Annotated in this window: 15 protein-coding genes; 10 read left to right on the top strand and 5 right to left on the bottom strand. The window is 64.0% G+C overall.

Going from position 1 to position 15,883, the window contains the following annotated elements; genetic code table 11:
• Window positions 1–41: 41 nt before the first annotated feature.
• The gene (gene pcaQ / locus GA829_RS28760) at window positions 42–959 is read right to left on the bottom strand and encodes a pca operon transcription factor PcaQ (RefSeq protein WP_195175937.1); all 918 of its coding nucleotides are present in this window, start codon (window positions 957–959) and stop codon (window positions 42–44) included.
• 69 nt (window positions 960–1,028) lie between these two features.
• Between pcaQ and pcaD the strand changes: the two genes are divergently transcribed.
• From pcaD to pobA, 6 genes are read left to right on the top strand one after another with little or no spacing between them, the layout of a single operon-like run.
• Entirely contained in the window at window positions 1,029–1,862 is an 834-nt protein-coding gene (pcaD, locus tag GA829_RS28755; protein WP_195175936.1) for a 3-oxoadipate enol-lactonase, read from the top strand.
• Window positions 1,855–2,262, top strand: coding sequence for a 4-carboxymuconolactone decarboxylase (gene pcaC / locus GA829_RS28750; protein WP_195175935.1), 408 nt, complete (start codon window positions 1,855–1,857; stop codon window positions 2,260–2,262). Before pcaD ends, pcaC begins: the two co-directional genes overlap by 8 nt.
• Window positions 2,252–3,007: a protocatechuate 3,4-dioxygenase subunit beta gene (pcaH, locus tag GA829_RS28745; RefSeq protein ID WP_195175934.1), complete on the top strand. Its 756-nt coding sequence runs from the start codon at window positions 2,252–2,254 to the stop codon at window positions 3,005–3,007. Before pcaC ends, pcaH begins: the two co-directional genes overlap by 11 nt.
• Entirely contained in the window at window positions 3,007–3,621 is a 615-nt protein-coding gene (gene pcaG / locus GA829_RS28740; RefSeq protein ID WP_195175933.1) for a protocatechuate 3,4-dioxygenase subunit alpha, read from the top strand. The genes pcaH and pcaG overlap by 1 nt, the downstream gene beginning before the upstream one ends.
• 13 nt (window positions 3,622–3,634) lie before the next feature.
• On the top strand, window positions 3,635–4,687 hold the full coding sequence (locus tag GA829_RS28735; protein ID WP_195175932.1) for a 3-carboxy-cis,cis-muconate cycloisomerase: 1,053 nt from the start codon (window positions 3,635–3,637) through the stop codon (window positions 4,685–4,687).
• Window positions 4,687–5,859, top strand: a complete 1,173-nt coding sequence (gene pobA / locus GA829_RS28730; RefSeq protein WP_195175931.1) for a 4-hydroxybenzoate 3-monooxygenase — start codon at window positions 4,687–4,689, stop codon at window positions 5,857–5,859. Before GA829_RS28735 ends, pobA begins: the two co-directional genes overlap by 1 nt.
• Before the next feature lie 113 nt (window positions 5,860–5,972).
• Here pobA and GA829_RS28725 read toward each other — a convergent pair whose 3' ends face one another.
• Complete coding sequence (locus GA829_RS28725) at window positions 5,973–7,304, bottom strand: dicarboxylate/amino acid:cation symporter (RefSeq protein ID WP_195175930.1); 1,332 nt, start codon at window positions 7,302–7,304, stop codon at window positions 5,973–5,975.
• 310 nt (window positions 7,305–7,614) lie between these two features.
• On the opposite strand from GA829_RS28725, the gene GA829_RS28720 reads away from it, so the two are divergent.
• Together GA829_RS28720 and GA829_RS28715 are read left to right on the top strand one after the other, a co-directional pair.
• Entirely contained in the window at window positions 7,615–9,435 is a 1,821-nt protein-coding gene (locus GA829_RS28720; protein ID WP_195175929.1) for a sensor histidine kinase, read from the top strand.
• Window positions 9,432–10,799, top strand: coding sequence for a sigma-54-dependent transcriptional regulator (locus tag GA829_RS28715; RefSeq protein WP_195175928.1), 1,368 nt, complete (start codon window positions 9,432–9,434; stop codon window positions 10,797–10,799). The genes GA829_RS28720 and GA829_RS28715 overlap by 4 nt, the downstream gene beginning before the upstream one ends.
• 98 nt (window positions 10,800–10,897) lie before the next feature.
• On the opposite strand, the gene GA829_RS28710 is transcribed toward GA829_RS28715, so the two are convergent.
• Window positions 10,898–11,437, bottom strand: coding sequence for an Lrp/AsnC family transcriptional regulator (locus tag GA829_RS28710; protein WP_195175927.1), 540 nt, complete (start codon window positions 11,435–11,437; stop codon window positions 10,898–10,900).
• A gap of 48 nt (window positions 11,438–11,485) precedes the next feature.
• Between GA829_RS28710 and GA829_RS28705 the strand changes: the two genes are divergently transcribed.
• Window positions 11,486–12,670 carry an MFS transporter gene (locus GA829_RS28705; protein WP_195175926.1) on the top strand — a complete coding sequence of 395 codons (1,185 nt, stop codon included), beginning with the start codon at window positions 11,486–11,488 and terminating at the stop codon, window positions 12,668–12,670.
• Between the two features lie 74 nt (window positions 12,671–12,744).
• Entirely contained in the window at window positions 12,745–13,164 is a 420-nt protein-coding gene (locus GA829_RS28700; protein WP_195175925.1) for a GNAT family N-acetyltransferase, read from the top strand.
• Between the two features lie 9 nt (window positions 13,165–13,173).
• Here the strand turns inward: GA829_RS28700 and GA829_RS28695 are convergent, their stop codons facing one another.
• Window positions 13,174–14,289, bottom strand: a complete 1,116-nt coding sequence (locus GA829_RS28695) for an anhydro-N-acetylmuramic acid kinase (RefSeq protein ID WP_195179844.1) — start codon at window positions 14,287–14,289, stop codon at window positions 13,174–13,176.
• A 221-nt stretch (window positions 14,290–14,510) separates the two neighbouring features.
• Window positions 14,511–15,866, bottom strand: a complete 1,356-nt coding sequence (locus GA829_RS28690) for a glutamine synthetase family protein (protein WP_195175924.1) — start codon at window positions 15,864–15,866, stop codon at window positions 14,511–14,513.
• Between the last annotated feature and the right edge of the window lie 17 nt (window positions 15,867–15,883).

Here is a 15,883-nt window from a genome sequence, read left to right as displayed (position 1 = left end):
TTCACGGTCGAGACAACTGCAAGCCAGGCGATCTCAAGTGCTCAGCCGCCTTGCCTTGCCGCTTCGCGGATCGTCTGCAAAAGGATGGAGAAGGCGGGTGAGGGCGCGGTGTCGGTGCGCATCGTCAGGCCGACCGGCCCCTTGGTTTCCTCGGTGTTCACCGGCAACGCGACGAAGGCGCCGCTGCTGAGCTCATTGGCCACAACGCCCGCCGAAATGATCCAGACCGCATTGCTCTGGCGCAGGAAGGCGCGGCCGAAGGAATCCGAGACCGTCTCGATCTCGGTTGCCGGCGCGGTCATGCCATTGGTGATGAACAGGCGGTCGACAAAGGGGCGGATGACCGATTCCCGCGTCGGCATCAGCATCGGAAATTCGTCGAGCCGCGCGAACACGTCCTGATCCCGGTCAAGCAGCGGATGTCCCGATCGCACCACGAACAGCACCTGTTCGGAATAGAGATGCTCGAAGAAGAAGCCGGTCATGTTTTCCGGCGCCGCCAGCCTGCCGACAACGAGGTCCAGCGCGCCGATGCGCAGCTGTTCGAGGAGCACGGCATTCTCGCCGGTGACGATCTTGATCGCGGCTCCCGTGTTCTCCTTCAGGAACAGGCTCATGGCCAGCGGCATGACCCGCGCCGAAACCGTCGGCAGCGCACCGATGCGCACCGGATGGCGGTTGACCGCCCCGTCTTGCCTGACGGAATCGACCCCTTGCCTGAGTGCCGTGATCGCCGTGCCGGCATGACGCAGGAAGATTTCGCCGATGCGTGTCACCCTGATCCCGCGCCCGTCGCGCTCGACCACCGCCACGCCCAACGCCTCTTCCAGTTCACGCAAGGTCTTGGTCACCGCTGGCGGGCTGACATGCAGAAAGTCAGCCGCGCGCACCACGCTTCCTTGCCGCGCGACTTCGAGGAAGGCCTGGAGGTGGCGGAACCTGATGCGGCTTTCGGACATGAATTCCATAACCCCTGAGTTAATGAAACAGCGCAAAATATCATTTTACCGAACCAAACGCCTTGTGCAATGTGGGGTTGGAGGATCGAAATCGTGCCATTCATCAACATTGGCGGCATCACGCTGCATCACCGCCATAGCGAGGCGGACGGCCATGCGCGCCCGATCGTGTTCATCAATTCGCTTGGCACCGACTTCCGCATCTGGGACCAGGTCTGGTCTGAACTGAGCGGGGAAATGCCGCTTCTTGCCTATGACAAGCGGGGGCACGGCCTCTCCGACATTGGCGGCATCCGCTCGATCGACGACCATGTCGACGACCTGTCGGGCCTCATCGATCATTTCGGGTTGAAGGATGTCGTGCTGTGCGGCCTGTCGGTCGGCGGCTTGATCGCACAAGGCTTTTATGAGCGGCGCCCCGAGGTCGTTGCCGGGCTTATCCTATGCGACACCGCGCACAAGATCGGCACCGCCGACGGCTGGAGTACACGTATCGCGACGGTCGAGAGCAAGGGCATCCAGGCGGTCGCCGACACCGTGATGAAGATGTGGTTCACGCCAGCCTTCCATGCCGCACGCATGACCGAACTTGATGGCTACTGGAACATGCTGACCAGGCAAACCGTCGCTGGCTACGCTGGAACCTGCGCCGCACTCCGCGACGCGGATTTCACCGATAGCGCGCGCCGCATCGCGGTACCCGCACTTTGTGTCGTTGGCGATCAGGACGGCTCGACACCTCCTGATCTTGTCCGTTCGCTCGCCGATCTCATTCCCGGCGCGCGCTTCGAGATCATTCGCGACGCCGGGCATATTCCGTGCGTCGAGCAGCCCGAGGCACTTGTCGCGCTGATCCGTAATTTTGTCGCATCGCTTCCCTCTGGAGCAGAAACTCATGGATGAAGTTCCCGGCAACGCAGCCAGATACCGGACAGGCCTCGCGGTCCGCAGATCCGTGCTCGGCGACCAGCATGTCGACCGGGCCGAGGTTGCCGCCACCGATTTCGACCAGCCCTTCCAGGAGCTGATTACCGAAGCTGCCTGGGGAACGGTGTGGGCGCGGCCCGGCTTGTCCAAGCGGGAGCGCTCGATCGTCACTCTGGCGCTGCTCGCCGCTCTCGGTCATGATGATGAGGTCGCCATGCATGTGCGCGCCACCGTCAACACCGGTGCCTCGCGCGACGATATCTGCGAAGCGTTCCTGCATGTCGCGATCTATGCCGGTGTGCCGGCCGCCAACCGTGCCTTCAAGATTGCCAAGGAAGTGTTTTCGGAAATGGACGGAAGCAAGAATGCCCGCTGATTCCGGCTCGAACCGGACGCCGGAGACCGGCGCCTTCTTCCAGCGCGACCGGAGATGGCATCCGCCTGTGCTGACGCCGAACTACAAGACATCGGTGCTGCGCTCGCCGCAGAAGGCGCCGCTGTCCTTCGACAACACGCTGTCGGAGATGACGGGCCCGGTCTTCGGCCACGCCATGCTGGGCGAACTCGACGCCGACCTGATCCACAATTTCGCAAAGGCCGGCGAAAGCGCCATCGGCGAGCGCATCATTGTCTATGGGCGGGTGCTCGACGAGCGCGGCGTTGGTGTTTCAGGCGCACTGCTCGAATTCTGGCAAGCCAACGCCGGTGGCCGCTACCGCCACAAGAAGGACGGCTATCTGGCGCCGCTCGACCCGAATTTCGGCGGCTGCGGCCGCACCATCACTGGCGATGACGGCGGCTATGCCTTTCGCACGATTAAGCCCGGCCCCTATCCCTGGCCAAACGGACCCAACGACTGGCGGCCCTCGCATATCCATTTCTCGGTCTTTGGCCATGGCTTTGCCCAGCGCCTGATCACGCAGATGTATTTCGAGGGCGACCCGCTGATCTGGCAGTGCCCGATCGTGCGCGGCATTCCCGACAAGGCAGCCATCGAGACGCTGATCGCCGCGCTCGATATGCAAGCGACGATCCCATTCGACGCGCGCGCCTACAAGTTCGACATCGTGCTGCGCGGGCGCCGTTCGTCGCTGTTCGAAAACCGGCTGGAGAGCAATTGATGGTGCAGTCGCTCGATCGGCTCAAGGAAAGCCCTTCACAGACCGCCGGACCCTACGTCCACATCGGCCTGACGCCCAATTTCGGCGGCATCGGCGGCGTCTATCCTGAGGATCTTGGGGCGGCCATGGTCAACGACAAGACCAAAGGCGAGCGCATCGGCTTGCGCATCCGGGTGCTCGACGGCACCGGCACGCCGCTCAAGGATGCGCTGATCGAGATCTGGCAGGCGGATGCGGACGGGCTTTACAATTCGCCCGCCGAATTGCGCGGCACCGCCGATCCGAACTTCTTCGGCTGGGGCCGCTGCCCGACCGACATGGAAACCGGCCTCTGTGCGTTTGAGACAATCAAGCCAGGCCGCGTGCCGTTTCGCGATGGCCGCCTGATGGCGCCGCACATCACGCTCTGGATCGTTGCCAGGGGCATCAATCTTGGCTTGCACACGCGGCTCTATTTTTCCGACGAGGAACAGGCCAATGCCGAGGATCCGATCCTGGCGCGCATCGAGCATCGTGTCCGCGTTCCGACATTGATCGCCGAGCGCAAGGGCGACGCTTTCGTCTTCGATGTCCACCTTCAGGGTGACAAGGAGACGGTCTTCTTCGACAGCTGACCGTGCCGGTGACATGACCGTATCGCCTTTCGATCATCCGCTGCTGTCCAGCCTTCTCGGCGACGAGGAGGCTGCCAGGCATTTTTCCGTTGAGGCGGAAATCGAAGCGATGCTGGCCTTCGAGCGCGCCTTGGCGGAAGCGGAGGCCGAAAGCGGCGTCATCGCCGGGGATGCCGCCGCGGCGATCGTCGCCGCGCTTGCCACCTTCCGGCCCGATACCGCCTTGCTGCGGGCCGGCGTCGCCAGGGATGGCGTCGTGTTGCCGGAACTGGTGCGGCAGATGCGAGCAGCGGTTGGCCAGGCCCATGGCGACAAACTGCATTTCGGCGCCACCAGCCAGGATGTCATCGACACCGGCCTGGTGCTGCGGCTGAAACAGGTCATCGACCATCTCGGTCTGCTGCTGACGGAAAACATCGTGCGCCTGGCGGGGCTCGAACAGGATTTCGGCGGCAGGGCGCTGACCGGCATGACGCGGATGCAGCCGGCCATCCCCATTCTGGTGTCGGATCGCATCAAGGCATGGCGGGCACCGCTGGAGCGCCACCGCGAAAGATTGGCGCAACAATCCGCACGCCTGCTGGTGGTGCAGTTCGGTGGCGCCGCTGGTACGCTGGATAAGCTTGGCGACAAGGGGCCGGCGGTGCGTAAGGCGCTGGCAATCGCGCTTGGCCTTGGTGATGCCCCGCAATGGCATAGCCAGCGCGATGGCCTCGCGGATTTCGCCGGCTGGTTGTCGCTGTTGACCGCCAGCCTCGGCAAGTTCGGCCAGGACATTGCGCTGATGGCGCAAGGTGGCGCCGACATCGAACTGTCGGGCGGCGGCGGTTCGTCCGCCATGCCGCACAAGCAGAACCCGGTGAAGGCGGAAGCGTTGGTGGCGCTCGCCCGCTTCAACGCCACGCAGCTTTCGGGCATGCATCAGGCGATCGTCCATGAACAGGAACGGTCCGGCGCGGCATGGACGCTGGAATGGCTGCTGCTGCCGCAGATGGTCGTCGCGACAGCAGGTTCGTTGCGGCTCGCCGCCGAACTGGCCGGACAGATCGAAAGTCTCGGACACTGATGCGGACCCAGGTCGTTATCGTCGGCTCGGGGCCGTCCGGCCTGTTGCTCGGCCAGCTTCTGGCCGGCATTGGCGTCGAGACGGTTATCCTCGAGCGTTCGAGCCGCGAGCACGTGCTTGGCCGCGTCCGCGCCGGCGTGCTCGAGCAAGGCACCGTCGATTTGCTGGAGGAGGCGGGCGCGGCGGCGAGGCTGCATGCCGAAGGCCTGCCGCACGCGGGCTTCTCGCTGGCTTTCAACGATCGTCTGCACCGCATCGATCTTGCGGCACTGACAGGCGGCAAGCACGTCACCGTCTATGGCCAGACCGAAGTGACCCACGATCTGATGGACAAGCGCGAGGCGGCCGGGCTCACCACCATTTACAATGCGTCCAACGTCTCGCTGCACGATTTCGACGGCGGTATGCCTTTCGTTACCTACGACAAGGACGGTGTTAGCCACCGCATCGACTGCGATTTCATCGCCGGCTGCGACGGCTATCATGGCGTCAGCCGCAAGTCGGTGCCGGAGGTCGCGCTGAAAACCTTCGAGCGGCAATACCCGTTTGGCTGGCTGGGGGTGCTGGCTGAAGTGCCGCCGGCCGACCACGAACTGGTCTATGCCAACCATGTCCGAGGATTTGCGCTGTGCTCGATGCGCTCCACGCACCGCAGCCGCTACTATGTGCAATGCCCGCTCGACGATCAGGTCGAAACCTGGTCCGACGACCGCTTCTGGGACGAATTGCGCCGTCGCCTGCCGGAGCAGACGGCTGCCGCTGTCGTGACCGGGCCATCCTTCGAAAAGTCGATCGCGCCGCTCCGCTCCTTCGTTGCCGAGCCGCTGCGCTTCGGCCGGCTTTTCCTGGTTGGCGATGCCGCTCACATCGTGCCGCCGACAGGCGCCAAGGGCCTCAATCTCGCTGCCAGTGACGTGCGTTATCTGTTTGCTGGTTTTCGCGATTTCTATCGCGACAAATCGATGGCCGGCATCGAGGCCTATTCGCAAAAGGCGCTGGCGCGGGTGTGGAAAGCCGTGCGCTTTTCCTGGTGGATGACGACGATGCTGCACCGCTTCCCCGACACCGGCGATTTCGGCCAGCGCATCCAGGAAGCCGAACTCGACTATCTCGTGCAGTCGCAGGCCGCATCGACCGCACTCGCCGAAAACTATGTCGGTCTGCCCTACTGAAGGACGGTAAGGCTGCTTCGCGCATCACTCGCGCCTGAGCCTCGTGGCGCTTGAGGAAAGGCCAGAGGCGGTTGTGCCCCTGGCCTGATCATTCGCGGGTGGATCGCGCCATCCTACTCGGCGGGCTGAAGGCCTTCCACCGGCAGGCTATCGTCGGCAAAGCCGCCAAGCGCCCTGGCCAGTTTGGCCTCGTCGAGTTCGCCTTCCCAGCGGGCAACCACCAGCGTCGCCACCGCGTTGCCGACGAAGTTGGTCAGCGCCCGGCATTCCGACATGAAGCGGTCGACACCAAGGATCAGCGCCATGCCGGCGACCGGAACCGCCGGCACGACAGACAGCGTCGCGGCAAGGGTGATGAACCCGGCTCCGGTGATGCCGGCGGCACCCTTGGAAGACAGCATCGCGACCAGCAGCAGCAGGATCTGGTCACCGATCGACAGATGGATGTTCGTCGCCTGCGCGATGAACAACGCTGCCAGCGTCATGTAGATGTTGGTGCCATCGAGATTGAAGGAATAGCCTGTCGGAATGACCAGCCCGACCACCGAGCGCTTGGCGCCGGCCTTTTCCATCTTCTCCATCAGCGACGGCAGCGCGGCCTCGGATGACGAGGTACCCAGCACCAGCAGCAGTTCTTCCTTGATGTAGCGGATCAGCGCTAGGATCGAGAAGCCGTTGTAGCGGCAGACCGCGCCAAGCACGACAAACACGAACAGCAGCGATGTCACGTAGAAGGTGCCGACCAGCATGGCGAGATTGATGACGGCGCCAATGCCGTATTTGCCGATGGTGAAGGCCATGGCGCCGAAGGCACCGATCGGGGCGGCCTTCATTAGAACGCTGACCAGTTTGAAGATCGGCGTCGTCAGCGCCTGCAGGAAGTTCAGCACCGGGGTGCCTTTGTCGCCGACCAGCGCCAGCGCGACGCCGAACAGGACCGAGAAGAACAGCACCTGCAGGATGTCGCCATCGGCGAAGGCGCCGACAATGGTCGTCGGGATGATGTTCATCAGGAAGCCGGTGACAGACTGGTCATGCGCCTTGGCGGCATAGGTGTTGACGGTCGAAGCGTCGAGCGTCGCCGGGTCGATGTTGAAGCCGGCGCCGGGTTGCACGACATTGGCAACGATGAGGCCGATGATGAGGGCGAGCGTCGAGAAGGTGAGGAAGTAGAGCATCGCCTTGCCGGCGACACGGCCGACCTTCTGCAGGTCACTCATGCCGGCAATGCCGGTCGCGACCGTCAGGAAGATGACCGGCGCGATGATCATCTTGACCAGCTTGATGAAGGCATCGCCGAGCGGCTTCATGCTTTCGCCGACGGACGGATAGAAATGGCCAAGTGCGATGCCGACAACGATCGCGAAAAGCACCTGCACGTAGAGTTGAGCATAGAACGGCTTGCGCTGCGCGGCAGGCACGCCTGATTGATCTGCGATCTGCATCTGATGTCTCCCTGCCGGATGGGACGGAATGCACCGCCCTGCAAGACTTCTCCCATCGCGGCGCTCCGGTCGCCCGCCGCTGCAGGGAGTTTTGCAAGCGCCATGCCAGATTGGGGAAAGGCTGGAATCCCCGGATTTCGGGCCTTGTCGGGTGTCTTTCGCGGGAGGTCTGTGCGGATTTCCGCACAAGCTTTGTTTGCCTGGGCGGAATTTCGCATTACAGTGGCCGCAAGACCGCCAAGAAGAATGGAGAGGGCAGACGCCGCAAGCACGCACCGAGGGTGGGCCCACTGGATTTGGCGGCCGTGATTTGCTGCGACAAGCGGCGGCACGGCTGCGCGATGGCCATTGGCTCGTCGTCGCGATCGCTCTCGCGGTTCTAGCCGGCGCCGTGTCCATTGCCGGGCGCATCGCAACAGGTCAGGCCGCCGACAATCTGCGTGACGGCGCGCTGGCGGCCTTGCCGCTGGCGGCGGGAACCTTGACCGGCGAAATCGAAAAGCAGCGTCTGGTGCCTCTGGTGCTGGCGCGCGACGATGCGGTGCGTGCTGCACTGCGCCGGGCCGGAAAATCGGACGAACCGGCGCTCAACGACAAGCTCAGGGCCATTGCGGCTGATGCATCGGCGTCCGCAATCTATGTCATCGACATTGCGGGCATCGCGATCGCCGCCAGCAATGCCGGCGAGCCCGGCAGCTTTGTCGGCATCGACTATAATTTCCGGCACTATTTCAACGAGGCGATGGCCAAGGGCGCTGCCAGTCAATACGGCCTCGGCACGATCAGTGGCCGGCCCGGCCTCTATCTCGCCAGCCGTGTCGATGACGGCAACACGCCCCTCGGCGTCGCCGTCTTGAAGGTCGAACTGGACGGCGTCGAAGCCAATTGGCGGTCAAGCGGGTTCCTTGTCTTCGTCACCGACGAGCGCGGCGTGGTGCTGGCAACCAGCCAGCCTGAATGGCGGTTTCACGCGTTGGCGCCACTGTCGTCTCAGGATGCCGCCACCGCCCACGAGCAGCTACAGCTGGCCGATGCCGCTTTCGAACCGCTGCCGTTGCGGCGTGGCACGGGTGACGGTCTGCCGACAATTGAAAGCTCAGGAAAGTCGCGCCAGTTCGTCGAAGTGGTGCAGGACCTGCCAGGCGCGGTGCCTGGCTGGCGCCTCTGGCTGCTGACGCCCGCCGATGCGGCGCTCTCCTCCGCCGCCAACACGGCGCGGCTGACCACGCTGCTGGCGCTGCTGCTCGCCGGCCTGATGGCCTTCGTCATCCTGCGGCGGCGGCGCACGCGCCGGCTGCGGCAGGAAGCCTTGGCGCGCATGAATGCCGAGCTGGAGAGCCGGGTCAGCACGCGAACGGCCGAGCTGACGCGCTCGAATACAGCGCTTGCCGGTGAAATCGCCGAGCGTGAAAACGCCGAGGCCAAGGTCCGCCGGCTGCGCGACGATCTCGCCCAGACGAACCGGCTTTCCATCCTTGGCCAGATCGCCGCCGGCGTGGCGCATGAGATCAATCAGCCGGTGGCCGCGATCCGCACCTATGCCGAGAATGCCGGCCGCTTTCTTGATGGCGGCAAGACCGAGCCGGCGTCTGGCAACCTGACCTCGATCGTGGCGATGACCGAACGGATCGGCGCTATCACCAACACGCTGCGCGGCTTCGCGCGGCGCGCCAGCATCGCTGCGTCGCCACTGCCTGTGCATGAGGCGGTTGATGGCGCGCTGTCGTTGCTGTCAGGACGCATCCGTGATTCCGGTGTGACAATCATCAGGCCGCAAGGAGGGACCTCGCCGATGGTCATGGCCAGCCGCATCCGGCTGGAGCAGATCCTCGTCAATCTGCTGCAGAACGCCCTCGACGCGCTGAAGGACGAGCCCGATCCCCGCATCGAGATCGAGCTTGCCGAACGCGACGACCGCGTCCTGATATCGGTGCGCGACAACGGCCCCGGCCTTGGCCCGGAAGCCGCCGGCAATCTGTTCATGCCTTTCCAGACAACCAAGGAGAAGGGGCTTGGCCTTGGCCTTGTGATCTCGCAGGAGATCGCCCAGGAACTGGGCGGATCACTTGTGCTCGATCCCGGCGTTGCCCGGGGCGCATCCTTCACCCTCGATCTCGGGCGGATAGCATGACAGAGGGACTGGTCGCACTGGTCGACGACGATGCCGACCTGCTTCGCGCCACGACGCAATTGCTCGAACTTGCCGGTTTCACGGCGATCGCCCTCAATGCGGCGGAAGCCGCGCTCGGTGTCGTCGACAGGGATTTCGAGGGCGTCGTCGTCAGCGACATCCGCATGCCTGGCATGAACGGACTGCAGCTGTTCGACCGCATCAAGGCCATGGATCCGGACATCCCGGTGATCCTGGTGACCGGGCATGGCGACATCGATCTGGCGGTGGCCGCGCTCAAGGATGGCGTCTACGATTTCATCCCCAAACCCTATTCGGGCGATCGGCTGGTCGAGGCGTTGAAGCGGGCGAGCGAGAAGCGGCGGCTGGTGATGGAAAACCGCCGGCTTCGCGAAGCAGCCGCGCAAGCCGCCGACGGGCTGCCGCTGATCGGTGAGGCACCGGCGATCCGGCGGTTGCGCGAGACCTTGCGCCAGATCGCCGACATGGATGTCGACGTGCTTGTCGAGGGTGAGACCGGCACTGGCAAGGAAGTGGTCGCCGACCTCCTGCACAAATGGGGCCGGCGCCGTGCGAAGGCTTTCGTGGCGCTGAACTGCGGCGCACTTCCGGAGACCGTCATCGAAAGCGAGCTGTTTGGTCACGAGGCGGGTGCCTTCACCGGCGCGCAGAAGCGGCGGGTTGGCCGTATCGAGCATTCCGGTGGCGGCACGCTGTTCCTCGACGAGATCGAGTCGATGCCGTTGGCGCTGCAGGTCAAGCTGCTGCGCGCGCTGGAAACGCGCAGTGTCACGCCGCTTGGCTCGAACGAGACGCGGCGCATCGACCTGCGGGTTGTCGCCGCGACCAAGATCGATCTTGGTCAGCAGGCGCAGCGCGGCGAGTTTCGCGAGGATCTCTATTTCCGCCTCAACGTGGTGACGCTGCGTATCCCGCCGCTGCGCGAGCGGCGCGGTGACATTCCAATGCTATTCGGTCATTTCCTCGGCAAGGCATCCGAGCGTTTCGGCCGGCCGGCTCCGGCGATGAGTACGGCGGTGAGCAACCATCTCCAGTCGCATGCCTGGCCTGGCAATGTGCGCGAACTCGCTCACTTCGCCGACCGCGTCGCGCTCGGGTTCGGGCCGGACGAACAGGCTCCTGTCAATCCCGCGCGAGAGTCGCACGTGGACGCAGAGGCTGCGTTGCCGGAGAAGGTTGGCCGCTATGAAGCACAGCTCATTCGCGACACGCTGCGCCATCATGCCGGCGACGTGCGGAGTGCCGTCGATGCGCTTGGCGTGCCTCGCAAGACATTCTACGACAAGCTCAAGCGCTACGGTATTTCCCCCGCCGACTTTCGCAATGGCGGCGATCCGGCCTGAAGCCCGAGCATGATCCCGAAAAGTGGAAACCGGTTTTCGGACAAAGATCATGCTCAAACGTTGAGATGGAGCCCGTCCCGATTTTATCGGGATGGGCTTTAGTATAGCGGCTTGGTCATGTGCCGGGGCGTTGGCCATTTCACCGTATTGTGGGGTTGTACCGGCCGCTCGAGATAGGTCGAGAGCACGACATAGCTTCGTGTCGAGGTGACGCCGGGTGTTTCGTACAGACGCGACAGCAGGCCTTCGAGCGCCCGCGTGTCCTCGGTTCGGACCTTCAACAGCATGCAGGTGTCGCCGGCCACCGAGTGGATCTCCTCGACTTCCGGATGCTCGGAAATCGCCATCAGTTCCGGCGTCTTGCCCCAACCCTTGGTGTCGACATGCACGAAGGCGAGCAGCGGCTTTCGCACCGCCTTGGGATCGACGAGCGCGACCGTGCCCCGGATGGCGCCGCTGCGCCGCAGCCGCTTGACGCGTTCGTGCGCCGCCGGCGGCGAAAGCCCGACGCGATCGCCGAGTTCGGCGTAGCTGACCGTGGCATCGTCGACGAGAACGCCTAATATCTTTCGGTCGATCGCGTCGAGCTCACGGTTGGCTACCCTGTTCTGCTGAATGCCATCTGTTTCTTCATCCATAGGAATATTTCCAATTGAAACGGAACCAAATACGGCGACTATGGCAACATGCCGAACATCGATCAAGCAGCAATGGCGACGTCCGCACCGCCCATTCCTTCACTCGCTTATCTCCTTACGGGATGCATCGCGGTGATCGGGTCGAACTCGCTGGTGCTTGGCCCAATCGCGCCGGCGGTGGCCAGCGCTTTCGCAACAAGCGTGCCGAGGGTGATGATCGCCTCGGCGGCCTTCGGCCTCGGCACCTCCGCCAGCGCCTTGTTCCTTGCCCGCTACATCGATCGCGTCGGCGCCCGCCGCATGCTGCAGGGCGCACTGCTTCTGCTGGCATTGGCGCTTGCCGCCAGCGCCCTTGCACCAACGGTGACGGCGCTGGTCGTGGCGCAGCTTGTCGCCGGCATTGCCGCCGGCGTCGCCATGCCGGCGATCTACGCCAGTGCTGCCGCGATTGCGCCGCCTGGCCGCGAAAGCGGCACGATCGGCGTCGTGCTGACTGGCTGGACGCTGAGCATGGTGGCTGGTGTCTCGCTGTCAGCTGTGTTGGCCGATCTGGTGCATTGGCGCGCGGTTTTCGCGGCGGTCGCCCTGCTCGCACTTCTGGCGTTGGGCGGATTGGCCATGACCTCCCTTAGCGACGCCAGGAAAAGCGGCCCGGCGCCGACACCGCTGGACGCGCTGCGCGTCCCCGGCATCGTGCCGCTGCTGATCGCCTGCGGCGCCTTCATGACCGCTTTCTATGGCGTCTACGCCTATCTTGGCGATCATCTTCATACCGGCTTGGGGCGGCCTGTCAGCGCCAACGGTCTGGCCGCACTTGCCTATGGCATCGGCTTTGGCACGGCGGCACTCCTCGATGGTGTCATCGATCGCCTCGGCGCGCGCCGCGTCATGCCATTCGCCTATCTGCTGGTTGCGGTCGTCTACCTGGCGATCGCCGCCACCAGCGACAGTTTCGGCCTGACCATGGCGCTTGTCGCTGCCTGGGGCCTCGCCAACCACTTTGGGTTGAACGTGTTGGTGACATGCCTGACGGCGCTCGATCCCGCGCGGCGCGGCACTGTCATGGGCCTTAACAGCGCTGTGACTTATCTGGCGGTGTTTGTCGGCACCACCGGCTTCGGACCGCTCTATTCCAGCTTTGGCTTTGCCGCCTCGGCTGTCGTGGCCGCACTGCTGATGCTGATCGCGGCTGCGGCTGCCGCATGGCCCTCAATACGACCTCAGCGGGTATAGGCGACGCTGCAAGGCTTGCGTCCTCTGGCTGTCCTTCGCTACACGATTTGCGGGACATTTGCCTGGACGACGCCATGAACACGACGCTTGAAACGACCGCCGAGCCATTGCCGGATGATCTGGCCTTTCTGGGCGAGCGGCTGGCGGCGTTCAATGATGGCGATGTCGGCGCCTCGGGCAGAAAGGCGCTTGCCGTGTTCGTCCGCGATGAACATGGCGCGGTCGTCGCCGGCATCTCCGGCTACACCGCATGGGGCTGGCTTTACGTGCAATGGCTCTGGGTCGATGAAAGGCTACGCGGCCAGCACACGGCCGGCAAGATGCTCGATGCCGCCGAGCAGGAAGCGGTCGTGCGCGGCTGCCATGGCGCGCTGATCGACACGTTCAATCCCAAGGCAGCCAAAGTCTATGAGCGTCAGGGCTACCGGCCCTTCGGGACGCTTGCGGATTTTCCTGTCGGCCGCAGCCGCATCTTCCTGCAGAAGAAACTATAGGGCGAATCTTCAGCCCGCCAGCCGCCCGCCGCGCATCGGTTGGGGTGCGCCGGTCGTGCTTGGAAAACTGATCGGCAAGCCTCGCAGCACCCGAACCGCGAGGAAGGCAAAACACTCGGCCTCCACCGCATCGCCGCTCCAGCCGAGGCTTTCGGCCTGTACCACTTCGACGCCGGCGCGGCTGGCCAGCATCGCCATCATGGTCGGGTTGTGGCGGCCGCCGCCGCTGACCACCAGCCTCTTCGGCCGGTGCGGCAGAAGGTCGAGCGCCTTGCTGACCGCGGCGGCGGTAAAGGCAGTCAGCAGGGCCGCACCATCCTCAGCGCTCAAACCATCGGCCATCGCCGCGCCGAAGTCGAAGCGGTCCAGAGATTTCGGATAGGCCTTGGTCAGGTAGGGGTGCTGCAGCAATTTGGCCAACCGGGCCTCGTCCACTGTTCCCGCGCGGCCAAGCGCGCCATCGCGATCCATTTCGCCAAGATCTTTTGACTTGATGAAATCGTTCAAGGGCGCGTTGGCAGGGCCTGTATCGAAGGCAACGAAATTGTCGGCGCCGTCCCACCAGGTGATGTTGGCGACGCCGCCGAGGTTGAGCACGGCCATGTCGCCGCTGGCGCCGGCATTGCGCATCAGCGCGGCGTGGTACGCCGCCGACAAGGGCGCGCCTTGCCCGCCGGCGCGCATGTCGGCTGAGCGGAAGTCATAGGCGACCTTGGTGCCCAGGATCGAATGCATCAGCTCGCCGTCGCCGAGTTGGCGGGTCTGGCCAAGCCGGCCCACTTGCGGCGCGCGATGCAGCACGGTCTGGCCGTGGAAGCCGACGACGCCGATATCGGCCATCGTCATTCCGTAGCCTTCGACCAGTTCCTTCACCGCGGCGGATTGGGCGCGGGTCAGGGCTTCTTCCGCCTCGCGGAAGATCACCGGTTCCGGCCCGGCAAAATTCCAGGCCCTGGCTGCCTTCAGCGTGTCTTCCAGCAGGGAGCGGATCGATTGCGGGTAAGGCATCAGCCGATAGGTGCCGAAATCCTCGATGCGCTCGCCATCGGTCTTGATCAAGGCGACGTCGATATTGCCGTCCAGCACAGTTCCGGTCATCAGGCCGACGGCCCAGATTGGTTCCATCATCTAGTCACTGCCTTTGTCCCAGCATGATCCTATCCGAAAACCGGTTACAACTTTTCGGGATCATGCTCCATCGCTGAGATCGCCGGCCACTGGCGAAAAAAGGCGCTCCCCGTGTCCGACCGGCGATAGACCTAGGGCATGATCCCGGCTCTTGGAAAAGATCATGCTCTAGCGCGGCGGGAGGGCCCCATCGCGGTTCTGCCGGGATGGAACAGGCTCTAGACGCTCTCGAGATAGGTCTCGAGCTCGAAGTCGCTGACATTGAGCGCGAATGTGTTCAGTTCCTGGCGTTTGCAGGCGACGAAGGAGCCGCGCAAGACAGCCGGGAAGATCTCCGCCACATGCTGGCCGCTCTCGAAGCTGGCGATCGCCGAGGCCCAGTCCGGCGGCAGCTTCGCCGGCGGCAGACCTTGTCCGTCACTGCCGGCCGGATCGCCAGGCGACATCTGTCGTTCGATGCCCATCAGTGCCGCGCCGAGGATGGCGGCAAGCACCAGATAGGGGTTGGCATCCGCGCCAGAAACCCGATGCTCGATTCGTCGAGCGCTGGTCGGGCCGCCCGGAATGCGGATCGCCACCATGCGGTTCTCGTAACCCCAGGCAACAGCGGTCGGCGCGTGGGATTTCGGCCGCAGCCGGCGGAAGGAATTGAAGTGCGGGGCAAACACCAGCGTGCTCTCGGCCATCGCCGCGAGCAGGCCGCCGACCGCATGACGCATTGTTTCCGAACCCTGATCGGTGCCGTCGTCGAAGACATTGCGCCCTTCAGCATCCGCGAGACTGAAATGCACATGAAAACCATTGCCGGCCCGATCACCATAGGGCTTGGCCATGAAGCAGGCCGCGAAGCCGTGCTTGCGCGCGATGCCCTTGACAGTGCGCTTGAACAGAACGGCATCATCAGCCGCGCGCAAGGCGTCGGCGACATGGTTCAGATTGATCTCGAACTGGCCGACACCATTCTCCGCGATCGCCGTGTCGACCGGAATGCCTTGCGTGCGGCAGGCCTCGTAGACGTCATATATGAAGGACTCGAAGTCGTCGATTTCGTCGATCGACAGTGCCGCGTCGGAATCGAGACGACGCCCGGTTACCGGCGAGACGGGTCCGATCGGCCGCTGCGATTGTGGGTCGACCAGATAGAATTCGAGTTCCGTTGCGGCGACAGGGGTCAATCCCAGCGCGTGGTATCGATCGAGGATACGGGCCAGTGCACGGCGCGGGTCGCCAAGATACGGCGCGCCGCTTTCGTCGGCAAGCCAAAGCGGGACAAGCGCCGTGGGATGTGCGGTCCAGCTGACGGGCAAGATGCCGCGTCCGGTCCATTGGCACAGCCCATCGGCGTCACCGGTATTGTATACCAGCGCGTTGCCCTCGATATCCTCGCCCCAGACGTCGAGGCCGATCAGCGAAAATGGCATGCGCAACTTGCCCTCAAGCGCCTTGCGGGCCTGCTCGACGGGAATGCGCTTGCCACGCATGATGCCGTTGAGATCGCACACAGCGGCCCTCAGGCTTTGGATGTCGTTGCGGCTCTCAAGCCAGTTCAAAACGTCCGTAATTGCATCGCTCAATTTATAACCCCTGTTTT

This window comes from Mesorhizobium sp. INR15 (assembly GCF_015500075.1).
Classification (GTDB): Bacteria; Pseudomonadota; Alphaproteobacteria; order Rhizobiales; family Rhizobiaceae; genus Mesorhizobium.
The sequence above is the reverse complement of the archived record's forward strand: the minus strand, read 5'-3'. Positions and strand labels throughout refer to the sequence as shown.

What these genes read in the sequence shown, in the direction of transcription:
- pcaQ (WP_195175937.1), bottom strand. Translation starts at nt 959, where the DNA reads ATGTCCGAAAGCCGCATCAGGTTCCGCCACCTCCAGGCCTTCCTCGAA.
- pcaD (WP_195175936.1), top strand. Translation starts at nt 1,029, where the DNA reads ATGTGGGGTTGGAGGATCGAAATCGTGCCATTCATCAACATTGGCGGC.
- pcaC (WP_195175935.1), top strand. Translation starts at nt 1,855, where the DNA reads ATGGATGAAGTTCCCGGCAACGCAGCCAGATACCGGACAGGCCTCGCG.
- pcaH (WP_195175934.1), top strand. Translation starts at nt 2,252, where the DNA reads ATGCCCGCTGATTCCGGCTCGAACCGGACGCCGGAGACCGGCGCCTTC.
- pcaG (WP_195175933.1), top strand. Translation starts at nt 3,007, where the DNA reads ATGGTGCAGTCGCTCGATCGGCTCAAGGAAAGCCCTTCACAGACCGCC.
- GA829_RS28735 (WP_195175932.1), top strand. Translation starts at nt 3,635, where the DNA reads ATGACCGTATCGCCTTTCGATCATCCGCTGCTGTCCAGCCTTCTCGGC.
- pobA (WP_195175931.1), top strand. Translation starts at nt 4,687, where the DNA reads ATGCGGACCCAGGTCGTTATCGTCGGCTCGGGGCCGTCCGGCCTGTTG.
- GA829_RS28725 (WP_195175930.1), bottom strand. Translation starts at nt 7,304, where the DNA reads ATGCAGATCGCAGATCAATCAGGCGTGCCTGCCGCGCAGCGCAAGCCG.
- GA829_RS28715 (WP_195175928.1), top strand. Translation starts at nt 9,432, where the DNA reads ATGACAGAGGGACTGGTCGCACTGGTCGACGACGATGCCGACCTGCTT.
- GA829_RS28710 (WP_195175927.1), bottom strand. Translation starts at nt 11,437, where the DNA reads ATGGATGAAGAAACAGATGGCATTCAGCAGAACAGGGTAGCCAACCGT.
- GA829_RS28705 (WP_195175926.1), top strand. Translation starts at nt 11,486, where the DNA reads ATGCCGAACATCGATCAAGCAGCAATGGCGACGTCCGCACCGCCCATT.
- GA829_RS28700 (WP_195175925.1), top strand. Translation starts at nt 12,745, where the DNA reads ATGAACACGACGCTTGAAACGACCGCCGAGCCATTGCCGGATGATCTG.
- GA829_RS28695 (WP_195179844.1), bottom strand. Translation starts at nt 14,289, where the DNA reads ATGGAACCAATCTGGGCCGTCGGCCTGATGACCGGAACTGTGCTGGAC.